This is a genomic window from Streptomyces sp. CA-146814, assembly GCF_050942385.1.
Classification (GTDB): domain Bacteria; phylum Actinomycetota; class Actinomycetes; order Streptomycetales; family Streptomycetaceae; genus Streptomyces.
The window spans coordinates 4,587,050-4,612,654 of record NZ_CP192068.1 but is presented as its reverse complement, the minus strand read 5'-3'; the positions used below and the strand labels follow the sequence as shown (position 1 = coordinate 4,612,654).

24 protein-coding genes are annotated in these 25,605 nt (G+C 72.6%); 11 read left to right on the top strand and 13 right to left on the bottom strand.

The window, feature by feature from the left end:
- The first annotated feature begins 68 nt into the window (after positions 1–68).
- The 3 genes from ACQP09_RS20620 (at position 69) to ACQP09_RS20610 (ending at position 4,048) form a co-directional block, all read left to right on the top strand.
- Entirely contained in the window at positions 69–2,297 is a 2,229-nt protein-coding gene (locus ACQP09_RS20620) for an acetate--CoA ligase family protein (protein WP_433401793.1), read from the top strand.
- A gap of 185 nt (positions 2,298–2,482) precedes the next feature.
- The gene (locus ACQP09_RS20615) at positions 2,483–3,298 is read left to right on the top strand and encodes an enoyl-CoA hydratase/isomerase family protein (RefSeq protein ID WP_433406684.1); all 816 of its coding nucleotides are present in this window, start codon (positions 2,483–2,485) and stop codon (positions 3,296–3,298) included.
- Between the two features lie 153 nt (positions 3,299–3,451).
- Complete coding sequence (locus ACQP09_RS20610) at positions 3,452–4,048, top strand: flavin reductase family protein (protein WP_433406683.1); 597 nt, start codon at positions 3,452–3,454, stop codon at positions 4,046–4,048.
- Between the two features lie 36 nt (positions 4,049–4,084).
- Here ACQP09_RS20610 and ACQP09_RS20605 read toward each other — a convergent pair whose 3' ends face one another.
- Positions 4,085–5,404 (bottom strand): MFS transporter, encoded by a 1,320-nt coding sequence (locus ACQP09_RS20605; protein WP_433401791.1) that lies wholly within the window; start codon positions 5,402–5,404, stop codon positions 4,085–4,087.
- 228 nt (positions 5,405–5,632) lie between these two features.
- Here ACQP09_RS20605 and ACQP09_RS20600 point away from each other — a divergent pair, with 228 nt between their 5' ends.
- Positions 5,633–5,935: a hypothetical protein gene (locus ACQP09_RS20600; RefSeq protein WP_433401789.1), complete on the top strand. Its 303-nt coding sequence runs from the start codon at positions 5,633–5,635 to the stop codon at positions 5,933–5,935.
- A 319-nt stretch (positions 5,936–6,254) separates the two neighbouring features.
- On the top strand, positions 6,255–7,247 hold the full coding sequence (locus tag ACQP09_RS20595) for a GlxA family transcriptional regulator (protein ID WP_433401788.1): 993 nt from the start codon (positions 6,255–6,257) through the stop codon (positions 7,245–7,247).
- A gap of 9 nt (positions 7,248–7,256) precedes the next feature.
- Here ACQP09_RS20595 and ACQP09_RS20590 read toward each other — a convergent pair whose 3' ends face one another.
- Positions 7,257–7,934 (bottom strand): TetR/AcrR family transcriptional regulator, encoded by a 678-nt coding sequence (locus ACQP09_RS20590; protein ID WP_433401786.1) that lies wholly within the window; start codon positions 7,932–7,934, stop codon positions 7,257–7,259.
- 144 nt (positions 7,935–8,078) lie between these two features.
- Here ACQP09_RS20590 and ACQP09_RS20585 point away from each other — a divergent pair, with 144 nt between their 5' ends.
- Positions 8,079–8,765 (top strand): SRPBCC family protein, encoded by a 687-nt coding sequence (locus tag ACQP09_RS20585; protein ID WP_433401785.1) that lies wholly within the window; start codon positions 8,079–8,081, stop codon positions 8,763–8,765.
- A gap of 1 nt (position 8,766) precedes the next feature.
- Here the strand turns inward: ACQP09_RS20585 and ACQP09_RS20580 are convergent, their stop codons facing one another.
- The 3 genes from ACQP09_RS20580 to ACQP09_RS20570 all read right to left on the bottom strand — a co-directional run bounded on the left by ACQP09_RS20580 (position 8,767) and on the right by ACQP09_RS20570 (position 12,141).
- A complete protein-coding gene (locus tag ACQP09_RS20580) occupies positions 8,767–9,816 on the bottom strand; it encodes a Zn-dependent alcohol dehydrogenase (RefSeq protein WP_433401783.1) in 1,050 nt (349 codons plus the stop codon).
- Positions 9,813–10,958: an acyl-CoA dehydrogenase family protein gene (locus ACQP09_RS20575; protein ID WP_433401781.1), complete on the bottom strand. Its 1,146-nt coding sequence runs from the start codon at positions 10,956–10,958 to the stop codon at positions 9,813–9,815. The genes ACQP09_RS20580 and ACQP09_RS20575 overlap by 4 nt, the downstream gene beginning before the upstream one ends.
- A 244-nt stretch (positions 10,959–11,202) precedes the next feature.
- Positions 11,203–12,141: an SDR family oxidoreductase gene (locus ACQP09_RS20570; protein ID WP_433401779.1), complete on the bottom strand. Its 939-nt coding sequence runs from the start codon at positions 12,139–12,141 to the stop codon at positions 11,203–11,205.
- 83 nt (positions 12,142–12,224) lie between these two features.
- Between ACQP09_RS20570 and ACQP09_RS20565 the strand changes: the two genes are divergently transcribed.
- Positions 12,225–13,151 carry a cyclase family protein gene (locus ACQP09_RS20565; RefSeq protein WP_433401778.1) on the top strand — a complete coding sequence of 309 codons (927 nt, stop codon included), beginning with the start codon at positions 12,225–12,227 and terminating at the stop codon, positions 13,149–13,151.
- Positions 13,152–13,209: 58 nt separating this feature from the next.
- Here ACQP09_RS20565 and ACQP09_RS20560 read toward each other — a convergent pair whose 3' ends face one another.
- The 4 genes from ACQP09_RS20560 to ACQP09_RS20545 all read right to left on the bottom strand — a co-directional run bounded on the left by ACQP09_RS20560 (position 13,210) and on the right by ACQP09_RS20545 (position 17,515).
- Positions 13,210–13,716: an ATP-binding protein gene (locus ACQP09_RS20560; RefSeq protein ID WP_433401777.1), complete on the bottom strand. Its 507-nt coding sequence runs from the start codon at positions 13,714–13,716 to the stop codon at positions 13,210–13,212.
- A gap of 407 nt (positions 13,717–14,123) precedes the next feature.
- Positions 14,124–15,134: an acyl-CoA dehydrogenase family protein gene (locus ACQP09_RS20555; RefSeq protein WP_433401775.1), complete on the bottom strand. Its 1,011-nt coding sequence runs from the start codon at positions 15,132–15,134 to the stop codon at positions 14,124–14,126.
- Between the two features lie 6 nt (positions 15,135–15,140).
- Positions 15,141–16,298 (bottom strand): acyl-CoA dehydrogenase family protein, encoded by a 1,158-nt coding sequence (locus ACQP09_RS20550; RefSeq protein ID WP_433401773.1) that lies wholly within the window; start codon positions 16,296–16,298, stop codon positions 15,141–15,143.
- Positions 16,299–16,309: 11 nt separating this feature from the next.
- A complete protein-coding gene (locus ACQP09_RS20545) occupies positions 16,310–17,515 on the bottom strand; it encodes an amidohydrolase family protein (protein WP_433401771.1) in 1,206 nt (401 codons plus the stop codon).
- A gap of 168 nt (positions 17,516–17,683) precedes the next feature.
- On the opposite strand from ACQP09_RS20545, the gene ACQP09_RS20540 reads away from it, so the two are divergent.
- On the top strand, positions 17,684–19,267 hold the full coding sequence (locus ACQP09_RS20540; protein WP_433401769.1) for a class I adenylate-forming enzyme family protein: 1,584 nt from the start codon (positions 17,684–17,686) through the stop codon (positions 19,265–19,267).
- A 43-nt stretch (positions 19,268–19,310) separates the two neighbouring features.
- Here the strand turns inward: ACQP09_RS20540 and ACQP09_RS20535 are convergent, their stop codons facing one another.
- Both ACQP09_RS20535 and ACQP09_RS20530 read right to left on the bottom strand, forming a co-directional pair.
- On the bottom strand, positions 19,311–19,838 hold the full coding sequence (locus tag ACQP09_RS20535) for an EF-hand domain-containing protein (RefSeq protein WP_404065098.1): 528 nt from the start codon (positions 19,836–19,838) through the stop codon (positions 19,311–19,313).
- 113 nt (positions 19,839–19,951) lie between these two features.
- Positions 19,952–20,326, bottom strand: a complete 375-nt coding sequence (locus ACQP09_RS20530) for an STAS domain-containing protein (RefSeq protein ID WP_018510768.1) — start codon at positions 20,324–20,326, stop codon at positions 19,952–19,954.
- A 338-nt stretch (positions 20,327–20,664) separates the two neighbouring features.
- Between ACQP09_RS20530 and ACQP09_RS20525 the strand changes: the two genes are divergently transcribed.
- Positions 20,665–21,258, top strand: a complete 594-nt coding sequence (locus ACQP09_RS20525; RefSeq protein ID WP_433401767.1) for an RNA polymerase sigma factor — start codon at positions 20,665–20,667, stop codon at positions 21,256–21,258.
- Positions 21,255–22,679, top strand: coding sequence for a zf-HC2 domain-containing protein (locus tag ACQP09_RS20520; RefSeq protein WP_433401765.1), 1,425 nt, complete (start codon positions 21,255–21,257; stop codon positions 22,677–22,679). The genes ACQP09_RS20525 and ACQP09_RS20520 overlap by 4 nt, the downstream gene beginning before the upstream one ends.
- Positions 22,680–22,694: 15 nt before the next feature.
- On the opposite strand, the gene purU is transcribed toward ACQP09_RS20520, so the two are convergent.
- On the bottom strand, positions 22,695–23,594 hold the full coding sequence (gene purU / locus ACQP09_RS20515; RefSeq protein WP_432147323.1) for a formyltetrahydrofolate deformylase: 900 nt from the start codon (positions 23,592–23,594) through the stop codon (positions 22,695–22,697).
- An 85-nt stretch (positions 23,595–23,679) separates the two neighbouring features.
- Positions 23,680–24,126, bottom strand: a complete 447-nt coding sequence (locus ACQP09_RS20510; RefSeq protein ID WP_018510773.1) for an SCO4402 family protein — start codon at positions 24,124–24,126, stop codon at positions 23,680–23,682.
- A gap of 174 nt (positions 24,127–24,300) precedes the next feature.
- Here ACQP09_RS20510 and ACQP09_RS20505 point away from each other — a divergent pair, with 174 nt between their 5' ends.
- Entirely contained in the window at positions 24,301–25,581 is a 1,281-nt protein-coding gene (locus ACQP09_RS20505) for an ABC transporter substrate-binding protein (protein WP_433401763.1), read from the top strand.
- Positions 25,582–25,605 lie beyond the last annotated feature (24 nt).

Sequence of the window (25,605 nt, the reverse complement as noted above, 5' to 3'; positions counted from 1 at the left end):
CTGCCCCCCACAAGGACACCGGGCCGGCGGACCATCGAGCAGGACCATCGAGCAGGAGTGGCGGAACGATGCTTGGATCGACTCACGGCACCCTCACCACCGACTTCCGCGCCCGGGTGGTGGCCTGCGGCGAGGAGCCGCACGCCTCCGTCGTCAGTCTGCCCACCGCCACCCGGCAGGGTGGGCTCGATGTCAGCGGGCGGCCGCTGCACCTGGCCGTGCCCGACCTGGACCGCTTCTTCCGGCCGCGTTCGGTGGCCGTCGTCGGCGCCTCCGACACCGAGGGCCGCCCGAACACCGGCATCACCCGGCAGCTCATCGCCTGGGCCGAGCGCGTCGGAGCGCGGCTGCATCCGGTGCACCCGGCCCGCGACGCCGTGTTCGGCCTGCCCTGCGTCCCCTCGGTCGCAGCGCTGCCCGAACCCGTCGACCTCGCCGTCCTCCTGGTCGCCGACCCGCTCCCGGTGGTCGAGGAGCTCGGCGAGGCCAAGATCCCCTTCGCCGTGGCCTTCGCCTCCGGGTTCGCCGAGACCGGGGAGGCAGGCGCGGTGGCGCAGGCGCGGCTGGCGGCGGCCGTGGAGCGGTCCGGCGTACGGCTGCTCGGGCCGAACACCAACCTGAACGCCTTCGAGGAGTTCCGGGACGACCTGGAGGGCCCGGCCATCGCCCTCATCACCCAGTCCGGCCACCAGGGCCGGCCGCTCTACACGCTCCAGGAGCTCGGCATCCGGCTCTCGCACTGGGCGCCCACGGGCAACGAGGCCGACCTGGAGACCGCCGACTTCCTCGCGTACTTCGCGCAGCGCCCGGAGGTGGGGGCCATCGCCTGTTACGTGGAGGGGCTCAAGGACGGCCGGGCCTTTCTGCTCGCCGCCGACCGGGCCGCGCGTGCGGGGGTGCCGGTGGTGGCGGTGAAGGTGGGGCGTACGGAGGCCGGGGCCGAGGCCGCCGCCTCGCACACCGGGAAGCTGACCGGGGCGGACCAGGTGGTGGACGCGGCGATGCGGCAGTTCGGGGTGGTCCGGGTGGACGGCCTCGACGAACTCCAGGACACCGCGGCCCTGTTGGCCCGCGCCCGGCCGCCGCAGGCCGAGGGCGTCGCCGTGTACTCCATCTCCGGCGGTACCGGCGCCCACTTCGCGGACCTGGCGACGGCGGCCGGCCTCCCGCTGCCCGCGCTCTCCGCCGCCAAGCAGGACGAGCTGCACACCTGGATACCCGGCTACCTCAACGTGGCCAACCCCATCGACAACGGCGGCCATCCGGTCGGCGACGCGCGCGGCCGGAAGATCATCGACGCGATCCTCGCGGACCCGTCCGTGGGGGTCCTGATCTGTCCGATCACCGGCCCGTTCCCGCCCATGAGCGACCGCCTCGCGCAGGACCTGGTGGACGCCGCCGAGGCCACGGACAAGCTGGTCTGCGTGGTCTGGGGCTCCCCCGTGGGCACCGAGGACGCCTACCGCACCACGCTCCTCGGCTCCTCCCGCGTCGCCACCTTCCGTACGTTCTCCAACTGCGTCACCGCCGTGAAGGCCTACCTGGACCACCACCGCTTCGCCGCCGCCTACCGCTCCCCCTTCGACGAGGCCCCCCGCACCCCCTCCCCGTCCTTCCGCAAGGCGCGGGCCCTGATGCGCCCGGGGCAGCAGCTCAGCGAGCACGCGGCGAAGCAGCTCCTGCGCGCGTACGGGATCCGGGTGCCGCGCGAGCAGCTCGTGACCAGCGCGGCGGGCGCGGTCCGGGCGGCCGGTCCGGTCGGCTACCCGGTCGTGATGAAGGCCTCCGGGCCGCACCTGGCCCACAAGACGGAGCTGGGCCTGGTGAAGGTGGGCCTGACGTCCGCCAGCCAAGTACGCGACGCCTACCGCGAGTTGACCGACATCGCCCGCTTCGAGTCGGTGGACCTGGACGGCATCCTGGTCTGCCAGATGATCGACCGGGGCGTGGAGATGATGGTCGGCGTCACGCACGACCCGCTCTTCGGCCCGACGGTCACGGTCGGGCTCGGCGGTGTCCTGGTGGAGGTGCTGCACGACACGGCGGTACGGGTGCCTCCGTTCGGCGAGAAGGAGGCCCGGGACATGCTCGGCGAGCTGCGCGGCCGGGCGCTGCTGGCAGGCGTACGCGGCGGAGCGCCGGTCGACGTGGACGCGCTGGTGGAGGTGGTGCTGCGGGTCCAGCGGATGGCCCTGGAGCTGGGCGACGACCTGACGGAGCTGGACATCAACCCGCTGGTGGTGCTGGGACGCGGCCAGGGCGCGGTGGCGCTGGACGCGCTGGCGGTGTGCCGGTGAGCGGGGAGGCCGGGGGCCGTACGCCGGAGGTCGGCCCGGAACCCGGGGGCCGTACGCCGGTGACCGGCCGGGAATCCGGGGGGCGTACGCCGGTGGTCGGCGCGAAGGCCGGGGGCCGTACGCCGGAGGTCGGCCCGGAACCCGTGAGCCGGGCGCCGGGCGCGGGCCCGGAACCCGTCGACCGTATGCCACCGACCCCCGCACCCGCCGAGTCCACCGTGCTCCACCGCCTCACCACCGACGGCGTCTCCTGGATCACGCTCAACCGGCCCGAGGCCATGAACGCCGTCACCTGGGAGCAGCGCGAGCGGGTCATCGCCCTGCTCGCCGAGGCCTCCGCCGACCCCGCCGTACGGGCCGTCGTGCTCACCGCCACCGGGCGCGGCTTCTGCGCGGGCGCCGATCTGCGCGGCGCGCCCGCGCAGGCCCGCGAACGGGTGCCCGGCGATGTCGCCCGGACCATCCGGCTCGGCGCGCAACGGCTGATCGCGGCCGTACTGGATTGCGAGAAGCCGGTGATCGCCGCCGTCAACGGGACCGCCGCCGGGATCGGCGCGCATCTGGCGTTCGCCTGCGATCTGGTCCTGGCGGCCGACACCGCGACGTTCATCGAGGTCTTCGTACGCCGAGGACTCGTCCCGGACGGTGGCGGCGCGTATCTGCTGCCTCGGCTGGTGGGGCCGCAGCGGGCGAAGGAGCTGATGTTCTTCGGGGACGCGCTGTCGGCGGCGGATGCGGAGCGGACGGGCCTCGTCAACCGGACCGTACCGGCTGACGAGTTGGCCGGCCTTGCCGCCGCGTGGGCCGGGCGGCTGGCCTCCGGGCCCACGCGGTCCCTGGCCCTGACCAAGCAGCTGGTGAACGCGTCCCTGGACAGCGACCGGGCCACGGCGTTCGCGGCGGAGGCGGCCGCCCAGGAGATCAACATGACCACGCGGGACGCCGGCGAAGGTGTGACGTCCTTCGTCGAGCGGCGGACGCCGGAGTACCGGGGGTACTGACCGGGGCAGTCCGCTCTCCTCGCCCGGCCGCCGCATCCGCATGGGCATCCGCATCCGCCGTACACGCACCTGAGGCGAACGAGCACGTGGCTCATGCGGGTTCACATCTGACGATCCGTCAGTTCTAATGGCCGGGTGATGGGACACGCAGGCATGGCCGCCACCGCCGTCCGGTACCTCAGGTCCGTCGGCGCCGCCACGACAGCAGACCGGACGCCGCTGGAGGCGCTGCCCCGGCCGGACCTCAGGGCCGTCCGGGACGGCGAGCGGCTCCCGGTCGACCCGGGCGAATTCCGCCGCGTACTGGGCCACTTCGCCAGCGGCGTCACGGTCGTCACCGCGCGCGACGCGGACGGGCCCACCGGCTTCGCCTGCCAGTCCTTCGCCTCGCTCTCGCTGGACCCGCCACTGGTGTCCTTCATGGTGGCCCGTACGTCGACGACCTGGCCGCGCATCGCCCGCGCCGGGGCGTTCTGCGTGAACATCCTGGGCGCCGAACAGGGCCCGCTGTGCCGGGCGTTCGCGGTGAGCGGGGCCGACAAGTTCGCGGGCGTGGCGTACGAGGAGGCCCCGGCGACCGGTTCACCGCTGCTCGACGCCGTACCGGCCTGGATCGACTGCCGCGTCCACGCCGTCCACACCGGCGGCGACCACCTCATCGTGGTGGGCCGGGTGGAGGCGCTGGGCGCGGCGGAGGACGCGGAGCCGCTGCTGTTCCACCGGGGCGCGTTCGGGCGGTTCAGCCGCTGAGGGCCTCGGTATCGGTCCGGCCCGGCGGTTCACCGGTCAGCCGCCGGCGGCCCCCGAAGCCGCTCTCGCCCGCCGGATTACCAGCGACATCAGCGCGGCCACCGCGCACAGCGCCCCCGACGCGTACCAGACCACGTCGTAGCTCCCGAAGACGTCCCGCGCGACCCCGCCGAGGAACGCCACCACCGCCGCGCCCACCTGGTGCGAGGCCAGGACCCAGCCGAAGACGATGGCGCTGTCCTCGCCGTACTGCTCGCGGCAGAGCGCCAGCGTCGGCGGGACCGTGGCGACCCAGTCGAGGCCGTAGAACACGATGAAGAACACCATCGGCGGCCGCACATCGGGCGCCATCAGCATCGGCAGGAAGAGCAGCGAGACACCGCGCAGCGCGTAGTAGACGGCGAGCAGGCGGCGGGCGTCGAACCGGTCGGTGAGCCAGCCGGAGAAGATCGTGCCGATGACGTCGAAGACGCCGATCACCGCGAGCAGCGAGGCGGCCGCCGTGATCGGCATGCCGTGGTCGTGGGCGGAGGGGACGAAGTGGGTGCGGATCAGGCCGTTGGTGGAGGCCCCGCAGATCGCGAAGGTGCCCGCCAGCAGCCAGAACGGGCCGGTGCGCGCGGCCTGGAACAGCACCTTCACCGTGCGGCGCGCGGCACCCCGGGCCGGGGCGGGCTTCGCCACGTACACACCGCCGTACGGGGCGAGCCCCACATCGGCCGGGTGGTCGCGCATCAGGAGCCAGACAAACGGGACCACGACCAGGGCCGCCAGAGCGACCGTGACGGAGGCGGGCCGCCAGCCGTGCTCGTCGACGATCCAGGCGCAGAGCGGGAGGAAGACGAGCTGGCCGGAGGCGCCGGCCGCGGTGAGGACGCCGGTGACCAGGCCCCGGCGGGCGACGAACCAGCGGTTGGTGACGGTCGCGGCGAACGCCAGCGCCATGGAGCCGGTGCCGAGGCCGACGAGCAGGCCCCAGTAGATCATCAGCTGCCAGGACGCCGTCATCCAGACGCTGGCGAGCGCCCCGGCCGCCACCAGGCTCAGCGCGGCCGCCACGACCCGCCGGATGCCGAAGCGGTCCATCAGCGCGGCGGCGAACGGCGCTGTCAGGCCGTACAGCGCCATGTCGATGGAGACCGCGAGCCCGATCTCACCGCGCGACCAGCCGAATTCGGTGTGGAGCGGGTCGATGAGCAGGCCGGGCAGCGAGTTGAAGGCCGCGCCGCCGATGATCGTCACGAAGGTGACGGCGGCGACGATCCACGCCCGGTGGATACGGGGACGGCGGCGGCGCGCCTCGCCGGATGGCCGCCGCTCGTCGTCCTGGGCGGCGCTTTCGATGGTCTCGGTCACGGGGAACAGCTTCCTGGCCTGCGCGTTCCGTCACGAGTGGCCCGAGGGACATGGTTCGCAGGGATCGGGCCACCGGGCCCCGGGGTGGCGTACGGGGCCGATGGCCCCCGCACGTACCATCGGCCGTCGGTCAGCGCGGCCGTCCGGCCGGGCGCCTCGTACGCAACGGATCCGGGGGATCTCATGCAGTGGGTCGCACGTCAGCAGTTCCATCGCACCTCGACATCGATGCAGACGTGGGGAGCCGTCGTGCTGCTCGCCGCCTGCGCGTTGTGGGTGCGGCTGGCGTTCCTGCTGGTGGAGCAGTCGGACGCGTCCTGCTACGGGGAGACGCAGAACTGCGACCTGATCGCGGCCTGGCCCGGGCAGTTGACGCTCCTGGCGATCTCGGTGCCGGTCTCGGTGCTGGGTGTGGCGCTGTTCGTGGCCGGGACGGTCCGCCGGCAGGTCAGCGCGCACGTCCTGGAGGTCATCGAGCTGCAGCGGGCGGAGGCCCGGCAGAAGGAGAGGGCGAAGGCGAAGGGGAAGTAGCGCGCCTTCGGGTGGGACGGGCGCATCAGGAAGAGGCAGGCGCCGGAGACCGCCAAGGTGGCCGCGTCGGCCGCGTGGACCGCTCCGGTGCCGGCCGGCCCGACGAGCACGCCCGCGAAGGCCGGGCCCCGGCCGGTCCGAGCGGCGTAAGTGAAGGCGAGGGCGGTCGGGTGTCACGTGAGGCGTCGGGAATGGACGCGGTCCCTGTCGGCTTCTCCATCACGTCGCTAACCTGTATCCGCCGTTGGTCTATACCAGCCACCGAGTTTCCCGGTGGGCTCCAGGCGAGCCCGTCGGCGCGTTCCGAGGAGGCCCCGCCATGCCGCACCGCGTCGCCGTCCTGGCCCTGGACGGGCTGCTCCCGTTCGAGCTCGGCATCCCCGACCGGATCTTCGGCCGCTCGCTGGACCCCGTACCGGGCAACAAGGGCGGGAAGCTGTACGAGGTCGTGACCTGCTCGGTCCGCCCGCCGGGGCCGGTCCGGACCGACTCCGACTACGCGATCCTCGTGGAGCACGGCCCGGAGGCGCTCGCCACCGCCGACACCGTGGTCGTCCCCGCCTCCTACGAGCTGGGCCCGGTCTTCGAAGAGGGCAGGCTCACCGAGGAGTTGGCCGCCGCGCTCGCGCTCGTCCGGCCCGGCACCCGGATGGTCTCCATCTGCACCGGCAGCTACGTCCTGGCCGCCGCCGGATACCTGGACGGCCGGCCCGCCACCACGCACTGGTCCTCCGCCGACCACTTCCAGCAGCTCTTCCCGCAGGTCCGCGTGGACCCGGACGTCCTGTTCATCGACGACGGCGACGTCCTCACCTCGGCCGGGGTCGCCGCCGGGATCGATCTCTGCCTGCACCTGGTGCGCCGCGACCACGGGGCCGCCGTCGCCAACGAGATCGCCCGGCGCACGGTCGTACCTCCGCACCGGGACGGCGGCCAGGCCCAGTTCATCCACCGCCCGGTCCCCGAACCGCAGTTCGCGACCACCACCACGGCCCGCGCATGGGCGCTGGGCCGGCTGGAGAAGCCGATCCTGCTGCGGGACATGGCCCGGCAGGAGTCCATGAGCGTACGGACCTTCACCCGCCGCTTCCGGGAGGAGGTCGGCATCAGCCCGGGCCAGTGGCTGACCCAGCAGCGGGTGGAGCGAGCGCGCCATCTGCTGGAGTCCTCGGACCTGTCGATCGACCAGGTGGCCCGGGACGCGGGTTTCGGCACGGCGACCTCGCTGCGCCAGCACCTCCAGGCCGCGCTGGGCGTGCCGCCGACGGTGTACCGGCGTACGTTCCGCCGGGCCTCGGCGGACACCGCGTAGGCAGGGCCGTCACATCACCAGGTCGTCCAGCTCCGCCGCGAAGAGCTGCGCCGGGTCGAAGCGCATGCCGGTGAAGTGCCCGCCCAGCTCCAGGGAGAGGACTCCGTGCATCCGGGTCCAGAAGCTCATGGCCAGGTGCAGGGCGGCGGGCGGGGCGGGGTGGTCACCGGCCCAGTCGCGGTGCGCCTCCAGGTGAGCGGCGAACGGAACTGCCGGGGCTCCCTGGACTTCGGTGGTGAGTGCCGCGCAGGCGGTCAGCAGGGTCGCCATGATCTCGGAGGAGATCGCGGTGGTGTCGTCGGGCGCGTGGTAGCCGGGAACCGGCGTGCCGTAGAGGAGGAAGTACCGGTGCGGGTCCTCCAGCGCCCAGCCGCGCAGCGCGTGCGCCAGGCCTGACAGGTCGGCACCGTCGACGGCGGCCGTACGCAGGGTGTCGGCGAGGCTGCGGTACCCGTCCCGGATCAGCTCGGTGATCAGCTCGTCCCGGCCGGCGAAGTAGCGGTAGAGCGCGGGGCCGCTCACCCCCATCCGCTTGGCGATCGCGTTGAGGGAGAGCGCGGAGGCGCCGGCCGTGGCGATCTGCTCCCAGGCGTGTTCCTTGATCTCCGTACGGACCTGCGCGCGGTAGCGCTCGCGCGGGGTCGCGGGGCCGGACGTGACGTCGGATCCGGCGTCGGACTTCGCCATGGTGGGTCACCTTCCGCGGCCGCGCCGTGAGGCTACTTACTCAAAATTTCGTTAGAAGGTATCACGGAACCTCTTGACCCGTCAGTTCGCGGTGCGTTACAACTTCTAACGAACGCAGGAGCCACTAGCAGAGGGAGCAATCGCATGGCCCGCACCCGCACCGTCGCCGCCCTGTTCACCGCCCCGCTCGTCGTCGCCGGAGCCCTCGCCACCACGGTCGCCACCGCCGCGTCTGCCACCGCCGCATCTGCCACCGCCGCGTCTGCCACCGCCGCATCTGCCACCGCCGCGCCCGCTGCCGCTCGTCCCGGGCCGTCGCTCACCTGCCAGGGCAAGGGCGTTGACGCCAAGGCGGAGGTCCGGGCGCGGGCGGAGACCGTCATCGACGCGCCGCTGAGCACCATCTGGAAGCTCCAGACGGACGTGGGGCGCTGGCCGAGCTGGCAGGCCCACGTCACGGAGGTGGACCGCCTCGGCCACGGGCCCTTCCGTCCCGGTTCGGCGTTCCGCTGGACGACCCCGATCCCGCCCAACCCGGTCACTCCCGCCACCAGCCTGGACATCACCTCCACCGTCCAGCAGCTGAAGCGCGGCTCCTGCATCCGGTGGACCGGTCCCGCCATCGGCGAGGGCCTGCACATCGACGGCGTCCACGTCTGGAGCTTCGAGAAGGTCCGGGGCGGCGTCCTCGTCCGTACCGAGGAGACCCACACCGGCGAACAGGTCGACGCCGACGTGCCGTTCGCGACCGGGATCCTCCAACAAGGGCTGGACGCCTGGCTGGTCGACCTGAAGGCGGCCGCCGAGGCGCGCCCGTGCCTCCACCGCTGACTCAGAAGACCAGGACTCCTCGCGCCACCCGCCCGTGGTGCGCGTCGTCGGCGGCCTTGGCGAAGTCCTCCACCGGGTAGGTCTCCGTGACCAGTTCGTCCAGGAGCAGTCGGCCCTCCCGGTACAGGTCCGCGTACAGGGCGATGTCGCGCTGCGGCCGCGAGGAGCCGTAACGGCAGCCGAGGATCGACTTGTCCAGGTACATCGAGGAGACGGTGAACGACGCCTCGGCGCTCGCCGCCGGTACGCCGAGCAGGACCGCCTGGCCGTGCCGGTCCAGCAGGTCGATCGCCTGCCGGATCAGCTCGGTGCGGCCGACGCACTCGAAGGCGTGGTCGGCGCCGTCGGGCAGGATGTCCCGTACGCCGTCGGTGGAGGTCAGGAAGTGTGTGGCGCCGAACTGCCGGGCCACCGCCTCCTTCGCCGGGTTGCTGTCGACGGCGACGACGGTCAGCGCGCCCGCCAGCCGCGCACCCTGGAGCACGTTGAGGCCGATGCCGCCGGTGCCGATGACCACGACGGTGTCGCCCCGGTCGACCTTCGCCCGGTTCAGGACGGCCCCGACGCCGGTGAGGACCCCGCAGCCGATCAGCGCGGCGGAGGTGAGCGGCAGGTCGGCGGGGATCTTCACGGCCTGGACGGCGCGGACCAACGTACGTTCCGCGAAGGCGGAGTTGGAGGCGAACTGGAAGAGTTTCCCGCCGCCTCGCGAGAACGGTCGGCCAGGCCGTCCGATCGCCTTGCGGCACATGGTCGGCCTGCCCCGGTCGCACTCCGCGCACGCCCCGCAGTTGGCGAGGGTGGAGAGGGCGACATGGTCCCCGGGCCGTACGTGGCTGACGCCGGGGCCCACGGCCTCCACCACGCCCGCGCCCTCGTGGCCGAGCACGACGGGGACGGGGAACGGGATCGTGCCGTCGATGACGGACAGGTCGCTGTGGCAGAGGCCGGCGGCGGCCACCGCGACGAGCACCTCGCCGGGGCCGGGGTCGCGTATCTCCAGGTCGTCGACGACCTCGGTCCGTGTGCCGTCGAAGACGACGCCTCTCATCTCGGCTCCCTCGGTAGGCCGAGCACCCGCTCGGCGATGATGTTCCGCTGGATCTCGTCGGAGCCGCCGTAGATGGTGTCGGCTCGGCTGAAGAGGAACAGGTGCTGTGCGGTGGTGAGTTCGTACGGAGTCGTGGCCGACCAGGGCTGTCCGCCGACGGCTCCCGCCTCGCCGCTCACCTCCACCGCCAGCTCGCCGAGCCGCTGGTGCCAGCCGCCCCAGAGCAGCTTGGCCACGCTGGGGGCGGCCGGGTCGGTGGTGGTGCCGAGGGTGCGGAGGGCGTGCCGGCGCATGGTGGCCAGCTCGGCCCACTGGCGTACGAGGCGGGCCCTGATGGCCGGGTCCTCGGCGGTCCCGTTGGCCCGGGCGGTGGCGATCACCTGGTCCAACTCCTGCGCGAACCCGATCTGTTGGGCCAACGTGGAGACCCCGCGCTCCAGGGCGAGCAGACCCATGGCGACCGCCCATCCGTTGCCTTCGCCGCCGACCACCTCGGCGGCCCGGGCCCCGTCGAAGAAGACCTCGTTGAACTCGCTGGTGCCGGTCATCTGGCGGATCGGCCGTACGTCGACGCGTCCCGGCTGGTCCATCTCGACGAGGAGGAAGGAGAGGCCGTGGTGGCGGGTGGAGCCGGGGTCGGTGCGGGCGAGGACGAAGCACCAGTCGGCGTCCTGGGCGAGCGAGGTCCAGATCTTCTGCCCGGTGACGGTGTACCCGCCCGTCCCGTCCGGTACGGCGGTGGTGCGTATCCCGGCCAGGTCGGACCCCGCGCCCGGTTCGCTGTACCCCTGGCACCAGAAGGTCTCGCCACGGGCGATGGGGGGCAGGTGGCGGCGTTTCTGTTCCTCGGTGCCGTAGGTGATGAGGGTCGGGGCGAGGAGGTTCTCGCCGATGTGGCCCAGCCGGGCGGGGGCGGTGGAGCGGGCGTACTCCTCGGCCCAGATGACCTGCTCGGCGAGGGTGGCGCGGCGGTTGCCGTACGTCTCGCCGTCCTCGCCCGGCCACCCGATCCCGATCCACCCCGCCTTTCCCAACTCGCGCTCCCACGCGCGGGGGTTGATCGCGTCGGCAAGGTGGGTCTCCAGCCAGGTACGGGCGTGCGCGCGAAAGGCGTGGTCGTCCTCGGTGACCCGGAAGTCCATACGTGCCTCCTGTCGCTCCAGGGGCGCAGCCCCCGGCTCCTCCGCTCGTGAAACGGCCACCCCCAGCCCCTCCGGCGTTTGAGGAGCGGGGTCCGGGGCCGCGCCCCGCGGGCTCCGCCCCCAGACCCCCGCTCCTCAAACGCCGGAGGGGCTTGGTTGTTCGGGCACCCGCTCCTCAAACGCCGGAGGGGCTGGATCGTCGGCCCCAACGCCGGAGCGGGCCGGAAAGGGGGCGGCCCCGTCCTCAATCGCCGGACGGGCTGGAGGGTGCGTTCGGTCGCGCACCCCTTCTCGCCGCCTCCGCCATCCCCTCCACCCGCGCCAGCATCGGCATCGGGTCCACCCCCACCGTCCCCGGCAGGAACTCCGCGATCCGTTCCGGGGTCCACGGCGCCCCCTCCGCGTACCCCGCCCGCAGCTCCCTCGGCTGGGCCCAGACCGCGATCTTGGGCCCGGCGATCGTGTACACCTGGCCGGTGATCCCCTCCGCCCGCGCCCGCTCGCTCAGCAGGTAGACCACCAGCGCCGCCACATCCTCCGGCTCACCGATCTCCGCCAGCTCCATCGGCACCCCGGCCGACATCCGGGTCCGGGCCACCGGTGCGACCGCGTTGGCCGTGACGCCGTACCGGTGCAGGCCCAGCGCCGCGCTGCGGACCAGCGAGATGATCCCGCCCTTCGCCGCGCTGTAGTTGGCCTGGGACACGCTCCCCTGGTGGTTGCCGCTGGTGAAGCCGATCAGCGTGCCGCCGCCCTCCTGCTTCCGCATCACCGCCGACGCGGCCCGGAAGACCGTGAACGTGCCTTTCAGATGGGTCGCGAGGACCGGGTCCCACTCCTCCTCGGACATGTTGAAGAGCATCCGCTCGCGCAGGATCCCGGCCACGCAGACGACCCCGTCGAGCCGTCCGTACTCCGCCAGCGCCGTGTCCACGATCCGCTGCCCGCCCGACATCGTGGAGATGTCGTCCGCCACCGCGACCGCCTGCCCGCCCGCCGCCTCGATCTCCTTGGCGACCGACCGGGCGATCTCGCTGGTCGGCTCGGAGCCCTCCACCGAGACGCCGTAGTCGTTGACGACGACCCGCGCGCCCTCCGCCGCCGCGGCGAGCGCCACCGCCCGTCCGATGCCGCGGCCGGCCCCGGTGACGGCGACCACCTTGCCTGCCAAGAAGTTCCCCATGCCCGGCCCCTCCCACGGTTTCTGACGGTCCGTTAGATTTTACGGGCAGGCGGACAGTCCCGCACAAGACCCAGGAGGCCCCCATGTCCCTGCCGGCCGAGTTCCACGAGATCGCCAAGCGCGTGAACAACTGGGGGCGTTGGGGCGCGGCCGACGAGCGCGGGACGCTCAACCTGATCACCGACGCCGTGGTCCGGGAGGCCGTCGCCACCGTCCGGAGCGGTCACCGCGTACCGCTCGCGCTTCCGCTCCGGCACGGCGGCGTGCAGAGCGGGTTCATCCCGGGCCGGATCGACCCGCTGCACACGATGGTCCAGATCAACCAGGAGATGTTCGGCCCGGGGACCGTCGCCACCAGCGACGACACCGTCACCATGGGGCTCCAGGCCGCGACCCACTGGGACGCCCTGACCCATGCCTCGCACGGCGGCCGGATCTACAACGGGCGGCCCGCCGACACCATCACGGCGCACGCCGGCGCGCAGTTCTCGTCGATCGCCGCCGTGGAGCACGTCGTGTCGCGCGGCGTGCTGCTGGATGTCGCGCGCGCCCGGGGCGTGGACCGGCTGGAGGGCGCGCACGCCGTCACGCCGGAGGACCTGGAGGCGGCCGAGGAGTTCGGAGGCGTACGCGTACGGGCCGGGGACGTCGTCCTCGTACGGACAGGGCAGGTGCGGGTCGTGCTGGCCGGGGACCGGCAGGCGTACGGCTATCCGTCGCCGGGGCTGTCCGTGCGCACGCCCGAGTGGTTCCACGCCCGGGACGTGGCGGCGGTCGCCAACGACACCCTGACCTTCGAGATCTTCCCGCCGGAGATCGAGGACCTGTGGATGCCGGTGCACGCCCTCCACCTCGTCGAGATGGGGATGCTCCAGGGCCAGAACTGGGACCTGGAGGCGCTCTCCACCGTCTGCGCGGAGGAGCGGCGGTACGCGTTCCTGCTCACCGCCGCGCCGGAGCCGTTCACCGGGGCCACCGGATCTCCGGTCGCCCCGGTCGCGGTGCTCTGAGCCGGTGAGCGTGACCCGGTAAGGAGCCGAGGAGCGTGGACCGGCGGGAAGAGGGCGCTCAGGCCAGGTGGTCGGTGAAGACGCAGGCGGGCGGGGTGCACACCTCGCCGCCCTGGAGCACGACCTTCGGCGGCGCGTCCGGGACCGCCACCACCGGTCCGCCCCGGTCCACCTCGCACCAGATCTGCTTCCCGGCGCCCTCCGGCTGCCAGCCCCAGCGGTCCGCGAGGCCGTCCACCAGCTCCAGGCCCCGCCCGTTGGTGTCCTCGCCCTCCGCATGGCGCTGGAGCGGCGGGCGGTCGCTGGCGTCGGCGACCTCCACCCGCACGGTCCCGGCCCCGCCGGCACCGCCGCCTCCGCCGAAGAGCATCCGCAGCACGGCGGGACAGCCCGTATGGACGACCGCGTTGGTGACCAGCTCCGAGATCAGCAGGATGAGCGTCTCCGCGAGCGGCTCGTCATCCCCTATCCCGGAACCGACCAGACGCGACCGCGCCCACCTACGGGCCCGTCCCACCTCTGCGGGATCCGGACCGACCTCCAGCTGAACCTGAAGCACCTGCACCGCTCACACCATCCGAACCGGCGGACACATCGCCTCGCGCCTCCTCAGGGTCACGGAACGTGATTCCCTTACGCGACAGCATGGTTGACGTACAGTCACCGCAACAAGCGCTTCGGGCATATTCCAGCGCGAAGGAGTACGCGTGGTGCATACTGTGCGACGCACGCTGCGGGGAGTCGAACAGGAGCGCGCAGAGACCGCGAGAAACGCTCTTCGGGCAGGCCCGGCACATCTCCGGCAAGAGCCCTCGCCCCGGACCGGAGCCGCCGCACAGGCCGCCCCCGGATCGCCCGGTTCCAGAACCACTCGCATCCCACGGAGCGTACCCGAGCGCGGCGCCGACTCCACCCGGTGACGAATCACGCAAAGGACACAACCCGGTATCGACGCCGACCGGCTGCACTGAGTCACGCTCCACCCCCGGCTTCGTCCGGCCGTCGCCCCGAGGCCGCTGAACTGCCGTGCGGCAGCCGTACGGGCCCCAGATCGGCGGCCAGGATCTCCTCCGCCTCGGCCGCCGTGAGCCAGCGGGCCGCCCGGAGCCAGGCCCGTTTCAGGTGGAGGTGAACATCTGACTCCCAGGTGAACCCCATACCGCCGTGGATCTGGAGGCAGTCCCGTGCGTTGCGTACGGCCGCCTCGTCGGCGAGCAGTTTCGCCGCCGCGATCTCCACCGGATCGCCGGTCAGCGCGGCCGCGTACACGGCGCTGCGGGCCGGTTCGGTGCGGGCGAGCATGTCGGCGCAGAGGTGTTTGACCGCCTGGAACGAACCGATGAGCGAACCGAACTGTTCGCGCGCACCGGCGTGTTGAACGGCCCTTTCGGTGGTGCGCGCGGCGCTCCCGAGTTGTTCGGCAGCAGTGAGAAGCGCCCCCTCGCGGCGGAGTGCGCCGGGGTACGCCTCCGAGGCGCCCGCACCCGCCGAGCGCCCCTGCGCCCGGTGCAGCGGGGTCAGCGGGTCCATCGACCGTACGGGAACGGCCCCGGCCACGAACGCCGCCAGCCTCTCCCCCGTGAGCACCTGGGCGCCCCCTGCCAGCACCGCGTCCGCGCCCCCCAGATCCGCCACCGGCCGGCCGGCCCCCTCCGCCGCCGTCACCACCGCCTCGCCCTCCGCCGCGCCCTTCACCAGCCCCGCCGCCAGGTGCGTCGCCACCAGCGGTCCCGGCAGCAGCGCGCGGCCCGCCTCCTCGAAGAGCAGCACCGCCTCCGGCAGCCCGAGCCCCACCCCGCCCGCCTCCTCCGGCAGCCGCAGCGCGAAGAACCCGGCCGCCCCCAGTTCCCGCCACAGCGCACGGTCCACGCCACCGCCCCGCTCCACCGCCGCCCGCAGCCGCTCCCGGTCGAACACCGCGCCGAGCAGGTCCCGCATCGCGGACCGCAGGGCCCGCTGGTCGTCCGAGAGCTGGAAGTCCATGGCGGGTCAGCGCCCCTTCGGGAGGCCGAGGATGCGCTCGGCGACGATGTTGCGCTGGATCTGCGAGGTGCCGGCGGCGATGGTGTACGAGAGGGAGGAGAGCCGGCCCAGGGCCCATTCCCGGTCCAGGTCGAAGGCGTCGGCGCCGCCCAGCACCTCCGCCGCCGCCTCGTACAGCTCCTGGCGGACCCCGGAGTAGCGCAGCTTGAAGACCGACCCGCCGACGCCCGGGACCCCTCCCGTCCGTTCCGACTCGCTCACGTTCGCCTGCGTCAGCCGCCACAGCGCGCGGAATTCGGCGTTCAGGCGGCCGAGCCTCCGCCGGAGCACCGGGTCGTCCCACCGCCCGTTCCGCCGGGCCTCGGCGGCCACGGCCTCCAGCGTGCGGCGGCAGGCGACGACCTCGCCGACGAAGGCCGTACCGCGTTCGAAGGAGAGGGTGACCATGGTGACCCGCCAGCCGTCGTTCTCGGCGCCGACCCGGTTCCGTACCGGCACCCGCACCTCGTCCAGGAACACCTCCGCGAACTCCGTGGAGCCGGCCAGCGTCCGCAGCGGCCGGACCGTGATGCCGGGCGCGTCCATCGGCATCGCCAGCCAGCTGATCCCCCGGTGCTTCGGCGCCCCGGGGTCCGTCCGCACCAGCAGCTCGCACCAGTCGGCCACCTCCGCGTGCGAGGTCCAGATCTTCTGCCCGCTCACCACGTAGTCGTCGCCGTCGCGCACCGCCCGCGTCCGCAGCGCGGCCAGGTCCGAGCCCGCGTCCGGCTCGCTGAACCCCTGGCACCAGATCTCGTCCCCGCGCAGCACCGGCGGCAGCCAGCGGGCCCGCTGCTCGGCCGTGCCCTCGGCGGCGATGGTGGGCCCGGCGTGCAGCAGCCCGACGAAGTTGGCCCCGACGTAGGGCGCTCCGGCCTTCTCCGTCTCCTCCAGGAAGATCAGGTGCTGGGTGGGGGTGGCACCCTGACCGCCCGCGTCGGCCGGCCAGTGCAGGCCCGCGTACCCGGCGTCGTACAGCCTCCGCTGCCACGCCGTGTCGTACGCCCGGCGCGCGGGCCAGTCGTCCGGCGAGGGCTTCGGGGGCAGGCCGGGGAGCACGGCGGCCAGCCACTCCCCCAACCGCCGCCGGAACTCCTCCTCGGCGTCCGTGTACGCGAGATCCACGAGCCCGCCGCCTACTTGTCCAGGTCCAGGCCGAGCATCCGGATCGCGTTGCCGCGCATCAGCTTGTAGACCGTCTCGTCGTCCAGCCCCTGGACGTGGTCGAGCGCGACCTCCTTGGTGTGCGGGAAGGTCGAGTCCACGTGCGGGTAGTCGGTCTCGAAGGTGGCGTTGTCGCGGCCGACGACGTCCAGCGCGGAGATGCCGTGCTTGTCGCGGAAGAAGCAGCAGAACATCTGGCGGTAGTAGTACGTGGACGGCGGCTCGGGGATCAGATCGCGCACCCCGCCCCACGCCCGGTGCTCCTCCCACACGTCGTCGGCGCGCTCCAGGGCGTACGGAATCCAGCCCATCTGGCCCTCGCTGTAAGCCAGTTTGAGCGTCGGGAACTTCACCAGCACGCCGCTGAAGAGGAAGTCCATCATCGAGGCCATCGCGTTGTTGAAGGAGAGCGAGGCCTGCACGGCGGGCGGTGCGTCCGGCGAGGCGGCGGGCATCTGGGAGCTGGACCCGATGTGCATGTTGACGACCGTGCCGGTCTCCTGGCAGACCGCGAAGAACGGGTCCCAGTAGCCGGTGTGGATGGACGGCAGTCCGAGGTAGGTCGGGATCTCGGAGAAGGTGACCGCGCGGACACCTCGCGCCGCGTTCCGCTTGATCTCCGCGACGGCCAGGTCGATGTCCCATAGCGGGATGATGCAGAGCGGGATGAGGCGGCCTCCGCTGTCGCCGCACCACTCCTCGACCATCCAGTCGTTGTAGGCGCGTACGCAGGCGAGCGCGACCTCCTTGTCGTGCGCCTCGGCGAAGGTCTGGCCGCAGAAACGCGGGAAGGTCGGGAAGCAGAGCGAGGCCTCGACGTGGTTGAGATCCATGTCCTTGAGCCGTTCGGCCGGGTCCCAGCAGCCGGGCCGCATCTCGGCCCGCGTGATGCCCTCCAACGTCATGTCGTCGCGGTCGAAGCCGACGGCGGCGATGTTCCGCTTGTACGGGAACCTCAGGTCCTCGTAGATCCACCAGTCGGTCGGCGGCCCGTCCGGGTCCATCGTGATGACGTACTTCCCGCCCGTGTACGCCAGCTCCCCGATGCCCGCCGTCAGCGGCTGCGGTCCGCGCTCGCGGTACTTCGCGGGCAGCCAGGTGGAGAAGAGGTGCGCGGGCTCGATCACATGGTCGTCGACGCTGACGATCCGAGGCAGTTCCCTATCCGTGTCCGTCATGGTGGGTCGTCCCCTCCGGCGCGCACCCCGGCGATCCCTGGGCGCTTTCTGATGGTCCGTCAGATGGCGGTGCGGCACTCAGGCTAGCCCCGCACCTCTGGACCGACAAGGCGCGGAGCCCTACGCTCTCCGCACTATCTGACTGGTCGTCAGTTCGGAGGGACCCCTGTGACCGCCGTGAACGACGTGACCGCGACCGCGCACGCGCTGAGCTCCTCCCGCACCTTCTGGGAGCTGATCGAGGCCCGCGCCGCCCTCACCCCCGACCGCCCGGTCCTGCTCCAGGAGGACCGCTCCCTGACCTTCGGCGAGCTGCGGGACCGGGCCGAACGGGTCGCCGCCGGGCTGTACGGAATGGGGGTGCGGGCGGGGACCGTCGTCGCCTGGCAGCTGCCGACCCGGCTGGAGACGGCTCTGCTCTCCTTCGCCCTGGCCCGGCTCGGGGCCGTGCAGTCGCCGGTCATCCCGTTCTACCGGGACCGCGAAGTGCGGTTCGCGCTACGGGAGTCGGGGGCCGCGTTCTTCGCCGTGCCGGGTGTGTGGCGCGGCTTCGACCACACGGCGATGGCCGAGCGGATCGCGGGTGAACTGCCGGACCCGCCGCAGATCTTCGAGGCGTACGAGGACCACGCCCTCCCCGACGGCGATCCGTCGGCCCTGCCGCCTCCGCCGGAACCCTCATCGGGTGACGAGGTCCGCTGGATCTACTGGACCTCCGGCACCACCTCCGACCCCAAGGGCGTCCTGCACACCGACCGTTCGCTGATCGCGGGCGGCTCCTGCCTCGCGCACGCCCTGAAGCTGAACGCGGACGACGTGGGCTCGATGGCGTTCCCGTACGCGCATGTCGCCGGGCCCGACTACACGGTGATGCTCCTGCTGTACGGGTTCCCGGCGGTGATGTTCGAGCAGTTCGCGCTGCCGGAAGCCCTGGGCGAGTACCGGAGGCACGGGGTGACCGTGGCGGGTGGGTCGACGGCGTTCTACGCGATGTTCCTGGCCGAGCAGCGCAAGGAACCGGGCACGCCGCTCATCCCCTCGCTCCGGTTGCTGGCGGGCGGTGGTGCGCCGAAGCCGCCGGAGGTGTACCACGCGGTGGTGCGGGAGATGGGGGTCCAGCTCACGCACGGGTACGGGATGACCGAGGTCCCGATGATCACGATGGGCGCGCCGGACGACACCGCCGAGCACCTGGCGCTGACCGAGGGGCGGCCGCCGGAGGGGATGGAGATCCGGATCACCGACGAGCACGGCAAGCCGCTCCCGTACGGCGTGGAGGGCGAGGTACGGCTGCGCGGGGAGGCGGTCTGCCGGGGGTATCTGGACGCCTCCGCCACCGAGGCGGCCTTCGACGCGGACGGGTTCCTGATCACCGGGGACCTCGGCCGGGTCCAGGAGAGCGGGCACCTCACGCTCACCGGGCGGCTGAAGGACATCATCATCCGCAAGGGCGAGAACATCTCGGCCAAGGAGATCGAGGACCTGCTCCACACGCACCCGGGCGTGGCGGACGCGGCGGTGATCGGGCTCCCAGACGCCGAGCGCGGTGAACGCGTCTGCGCGGTGGTGGAGCGGGTGCCGGGCGCGCCCGCGCCGACCCTCGCCGAGCTGGCCGGCCATCTGCGGGACGCCGGGCTCTCCGTCCACAAGGTGCCGGAGCAGCTGGAGGTGCTCGACGCCCTCCCGCGCAACGAGACGCTGCGCAAGGTGCTGAAATACCGGCTGCGGGAGCGCTTCGGCGGGGGTGCCTGAGGGGGTTACGGGGGCGGCGCGGCCACCCCCGTACGGACACGCCCTACGTGGCGTCGGGCTCGATCACCGTGAAGTACACGGCGAGCGCGGAGACCACATCGCTCTCGGCGATCAGCCCGTCCCGGTCGGTGTCCAGGCTCTGGGCCGCGATGCCCGCGATCTCGGTGCTGGCCCCGAGCACCTTCAGGGCCCGCTCCACGGAGGCCACCGACGCCCGGCCGCCGTTGTTCTCGCTGTCGGCCACCGCGATCGCCGCCCGCAGGAAGGGGCGCGCGATCTCGGCGAACCGCTCGGGATTGTCCCGCAGCCGCTTCACCGCCCCGCCGACGAACTCCTCGCGGGTGACCCGCTGGTCCCCGTCCACGTCGGCGATGCCCGCCATGCCCTGCCAGAAGGCCTCGGCCCCGGTGTAGAGCGCCTGGCCCTTGTCGCAGCGGGCCGTCGTACCGAACTCGGTGAGCAGACGGGCGGCTGCGGCGTTGAAATCGGCGCGATCGATGGTGCCGTTGCCGTCCTGGTCGAAGGCGGCGAAGCGGTGCGCGATCTTTCGCTCGTACTCTGCGCTGTCCATGCGGGGAGCGTACGTCGCCCGGAGCCTTCACGTGTCACCGAGCGACGCCTCCTGTGTGACAACCTCGCTTCAGCACCGAACGCTTTCAGCCGGTCACGCGCTGCCCCGAGTGTTCAGGCCGTCAGCGGCTCGCACGCCTCGTCGACCGCGGAGACCGTGTCCGGGTAGACGTCGAAGAGCCGACGCACGCCCAGCGCTCCCAGCACCTTGTTGACGTGGGAGCCGTCCTCGGCGCCCCGGGCCGGGAGGATCAGCCGCAGCCGGCCGCCGCAGGACTTCATCAGGCGGCGCGAGGCGATCAGCACCCCCACCCCGCTGGAATCGCAGAAGAACACCTCGGACAGGTCGAGCACCACATCGTGCTGCCCCTCCGCCACCGCTTCGTGGACGGACTGACGCACGACGGGTGAGCTCACGAGATCGAGTTCACCGCGTATCCGCAGCACGGTCCAGTCGCCCTGCTCGGTCTCGTCCACCTTCAGCGTCACGCGACTGGACCTCTCGTTCCGGGGCTCCCGGCAATACCGGAAGTTTCCGTTCCTCCTCGCGGCTGCCCCACCGCTCATCCATGAAACACCGCCCTCACCCGGAAGACCCAGGGGGTTTCCGGTGGAAATGATCACTTCGGCCGGTTTCCCCTGCTCAGAGGAGCCAGGTCCGCGAGAACGGCTGAAATCGATTGGTGAAGTCTTGGCATTCCTTACATCGGACAGTTGCGGCAAAGGCAGGTACGGGGCCCGCGCGGGCGACTACATTCGGACAGCGAGGGCAGAGGCTGGATCACGGAGCATCGCGGAACATCACGGCGCCGGGGGCTGGGGGTTTCATGGCGAAGGACGCACCGCCCCGCTGGGACCGCAGGATGCAGCAGAGGCTGGTCCGCGGCGAGGCGGCGGCGCTCGGTGAGCTGTACGACCTGTTCGCCGCGCTCGTCCACAGCCAGGCGCACCGGATGCTGGACGACGAGGACGCCGCCGACCTGGTGACCCGCGAGGTCTTCGCCCAGGTCTGGGAGAACCCTGAGGCGTACGACCCGCGGCAGGGCTCGATGCGCTCGTGGGTCGCCAGGCTCACCCACCGCCACTCCGTGCAGCGGCTGCGGCGGGCGGCCGCCGCGGCGTACGCGGAGGAGCACGGCGAGGGTTCCGTGCCGGACCCGGAGGAGCTGGAGCGGCGGGTGCGCAGCGCCACCGCGGCGGCCCGGGCCGACTACATCGTCTCCTCGATGCCCGTCCCGCTGCGGCAGGCGCTGGAGCTGGCGTACACCCGGCGCCGGGACTACCGGCAGACCGCGGCCGACCTCGGCGTCACCGAGGACGAGGCCCGCCGCCGGCTCCGGCTGGGACTCCAGCTGCTGTCCACCGCCAACACCCGGCCGCTCGAAGGGTCCTCACCACCCGGTTACGGACGCGTCCGGTGAGCGGCGACGGGCGCGAGGGCGGCCGCCGCGACGACGAGGTGCGGGGCGCGCGGCGCATACCGGGCCCGCGCGGCGCGGTGGACGACCTCGACCTGGAGGCGGTGGACCGGCCGGTGCTGCCGCCGCCGGGCTCCGGTGCGGCGGAGGATGCGGTGCCGGAGCAGGGCGTCCCGGAGCAGGGCGCTCCGCAGCAGGGCGTTCCGGAGGATGCGGTGCCGGAGCAGGAGGTTCCGGAGCAGGAGGTTCCGGAGGAGGGCGCGTGCGAGGCCGGTGAGGAGGACCCCGTCCCCGACGCCCCAGCCCTCTCCCATCAGGTCCTCAAGGCCCTCCTCGGTGCCTGGGCGCTCTCCGCCTGTTCGGCCGAGGAGACGCTCGCCGTCGAGGACCACCTCACCGCGTGCGCGCCCTGTGCCGACGAGGCGCTGCGGTTGCGGGACGCGGTGGGGCTGCTGCACACCGACGGGTCGCTGGATCTCGATCCGGGACTGCGGGTCCGGGTGATGGACGGCTGCCTCGGGCGCCGCCCGGCCCGCATCCCGATTCCGGAGTGGGCCGGTCCGTACGACGCCGAGACCGCCCGGCTCGACGCGCTGCTCCGCGACATCGGCGACTCCGACTGGCACGCGCCGGTGCAGCTGCAGTGGTTCGAGGACGAGCACGCGGTGACCCGCCGGACCACGGTCGCCGGAGTGATCGGCCATCTGATGGCCGTCGACGGGCTGGTCTCCGCCGCGCTCGGCCTGGCCGACCCGCTCGACACGGCCGAGGTGACCGGTGGGGCCGCCGAGGTGCCGCTCTCGCCGACGCGGCGTACCGAGACGTACTGGTCGGCCACGCACCCGCCCGCCACCCGGGCCGTCCGCGAGCCGTGGCGCAGCCTCACCCACGAGCTGATCCGGACCGCGTCGCTGGCCGGCCGGAGCGTAGCCGAGCGCTCCGTCTCGTACGGGGAGTTCGCGCTGCCGCTCCAGGACGCGCTGCTGGACCGGGCCTTCGAGTGCTGGGTGCACGGCACGGACATCGCGGAGGCGGTGGACTACCCGTACAAGCCGCCGTCCGCCGCCCATCTGCACCGGATGATCGACCTGGCCGCCCGGATGCTCCCGGCCGCGCTCGAAGGGCGCCGCCGCGCCGGACTCGCCGGACCGGCCAGGGAGCTGGTGGCGCCCGGAGAGCCGGGGCGGTCGGTCCACCTGGAGGTCGAGGGGCACGGCGGCGGTGACTGGTACATCGCGCTCGACTCACCGGCCGCCCTCGGCACGCCCGGCCGCGCGGTGGCGCAGGTGGCCCTGGACGGCGTGGAGTTCTGCCGGCTGGTCGCGGGCCACATCTCGCCGGTCGAAGCGGCGGCGGGCCAGGAGGGCGACCGCGAGGCCATCCGCGACGTCCTGTTCGCGTCGGCCTCGCTCAGCCGCCTGTAGCCGTCCGTACGCGGGTCAGTTGAAGATCACCGTACGGCGGCCGTTGAGCAGGATGCGCCGCTCCGCGTGCCACTTCACCGCGCGCGCCAGCGCCTGGCACTCCACGTCCCGGCCGATCGCCACGAGCTGGTCGGGGGTCACGTCGTGGCCGACGCGCTCCACCTCCTGCTCGATGATCGGGCCCTCGTCGAGGTCGGCGGTGACGTAGTGCGCGGTGGCGCCGATCAGCTTCACGCCCCGGGCGTGCGCCTGGTGGTACGGCTTGGCGCCCTTGAAGCTCGGCAGGAACGAGTGGTGGATGTTGATGATCCGGCCGCTCAGCTGCTTGCACAGGTCGTCGGAGAGCACCTGCATGTAGCGGGCGAGGACGACCAGCTCCACGTCCTCCTCGCGGACCAGCTCCAGCAGCTGCGCCTCGGCCTCCGGCTTGTTGTCCTTCGTCACCGGGAGGTGCCGGAAGGGGATGCCGTACGAGGCGGTGAGCTCGGCGAACTCCGTGTGGTTGGAGACGACGGCCGCGATCTCGACCGGCAGCGCCCCCGTACGGGAACGGAACAGCAGGTCGTTGAGGCAGTGGCCGAACTTGCTGACCATCAGCACGATCCGCATCCGCTCCGCCGCCCGGTGGATCTGCCACTCCATCCGGAAGGCCTCCCCGATGGCGGCGAAGCTGGCCCGCAGCTTGTCGACCGTGACCGTGGAGTCCGCCGAGAAGTGGACCCGCATGAAGAACAGACCCGTGTCGTGGTCCCCGAACTGCTGGCTGTCCTCGATGTTGCAGCCGGTCATGAAGAGGTAGCTGGAGACGGCGTGCACGATGCCCTGTTTGTCCGGGCAGGAGAGCGTGAGGACGTACTGCTCGGGCAGCGCGGTGTCCGAGGCGGCCGGGGCGGCGGTGGGCTGCGGTGCGGTCATCCTCGTAGGGTGCCACAGCCGCCCGAGGTCAGGCGCTCGTGCTCACCATGCGGCCCCGGCGTTCACGCGGCCCGGCCGCGATCGCTCAGGCGGCCCGGGTCATGATGCGGATGACGTCCAGCGAGCGCGGCGGGATGTCCGGGTCCTCGGCGTCGTTGGTGGCGAGCATCACATGCGCCTCGCGGGCGGCGCGGACCGCCTCCGGCCAGCCGTGGTGCTCCAGATAGGCCGAGACGGGGGCGTCCGCGCCGACCTGGTGCATGATCCGCAGGACCCGCAGCGCGGCGGTGTCCACGGCGGCCGCCTCGGCGGAGTCCCGGAAGATGGTGCCGACGTACTTCTCGGCGGACCAGTTGTCGAGCCAGGTGTCCTCGACCAGGCGGTACACGGCGTCGGTGACGTCCCCGTACCCCTCCCGGCCGGCCAGCCAGCACTCGTGGTGGAAGACGGGGTCGGAGAGCATGTGCAGCGCCGAGCGCACGTTGGTGCGCCAGCGCCACCACGGCATGTCAGTGAGCGGCATGACGCCCATGGTGGAGGAGCGACGGCCGCGACGGGAAGAGTTCTCCGAACCTTGCTGCACGGTGGTCGATCGTACGTTCCCCTCCGGGGGCCCCGCGCGGGCCCCCGTAATTCACCTGGACGTCACCGAGCGTTGAGCACGTCACACCGTGGCGTTACCCCGGGGGCGGGAGCGTTGCTGAACATGACCGGACGGAGACGCACCGCCTTCCCCCGCCCCTTCCAGTTCGTCATCGGCACGGCGGTGGCCGGTGCGCTGCTGCTGTCCGGCTGTGGCGTGCTCCCCGGGGGCTCGGGGGGCTCCGGGGAGCCCGTCACGGTGATGACCTGGGCGCCCGACCGGGTGGACGACGCCGACGCGGTGACCATGCCCGGCGTTCCCGCGATGGCCCGGACGTACGCGCGCTGGGTCAACGAGCAGGGCGGCATCGACGGGCGCGAGCTGCGGGTGATCACCTGTGACGAGCGCGACACCGCGGCGGGCGCCGAGCGGTGCGCCCGGCAGGCCGTGGACCGGAAGGTGGCCGCGGTCGTCGGTTCGTACAGCCGGCACGGCCAGAGCGCCATCCCGGTGCTGGAGTCCGGCGGCATCCCGTACATCGGCGGCTACGGCGCCTCCGACGAGGAGTTCCGCAGCTACCTCTCGTACCCGGTCAACGGCGGCCAGTCGGCGCTCCTGGCGGGCCACGGCCGGCAGCTGGCGGGCGGCTGCGAGCGGGTCGCGCTGGTGCGGCCCGACTCGCTCGGCGGCGCCCGGATGCCGCAGCTCCTCAACACCGGGCTGCTCGCCGCCGAGCGGCCCGAGTCCACCGACATCCTGGCCCCGGAGAACGCCACCTCCTACGACGAGCAGGCGGGCCGGGCCCTGGAGCGGCGGGCCGGCGGCAGCTGTGTCGCGGCCGTGCTCGGTTCCCGTACGGAGACCTTCTTCGACTCCTTCCGCCGGCTGGAGCCGGAAGGCGAGCGGGTCAGGATCTCCTCGGTGCTCGGCAGCGTCAGCCAGCCGCTCATCGACCGCACCGGCGGCCGCACGAGCCCGTTCGAGGGCGCCTACGTCACCGGCTGGTACCCGGACGCGGGCGACGCGCGCTGGAACGGGATGCGGGAGGTGATCCGGAAGTACGCCTTCGGGGACAACCGCATCGACCCGGACGACACCGGTGTGCAGACGACCTGGATCGCCTACACGGTGCTGCGGGCGGTCGTCGAGGCGATCGACGACGACGGGATCACCGCCAACAAGGTCACCTCGGCGCTCAACCGGGGCACCGAGGTCGACACCGGCGGTCTGACGCCGGTGCTCCGCTGGCGCTTCAAGGACCTGCTCGGCACCTCGCCGTATCCGCGCATCGTCAACGCGGACGTGACGTTCCAGGTGGTCCGCGAGGGTCGGCTGACCGCGCAGAAGAAGGGCTTCGTGGATGTCACGGAGGCCCTGTCGGACGCCCGGCGGGCGGTCGGCTGAACCGCGCCCGCCGGACCGGGGCTA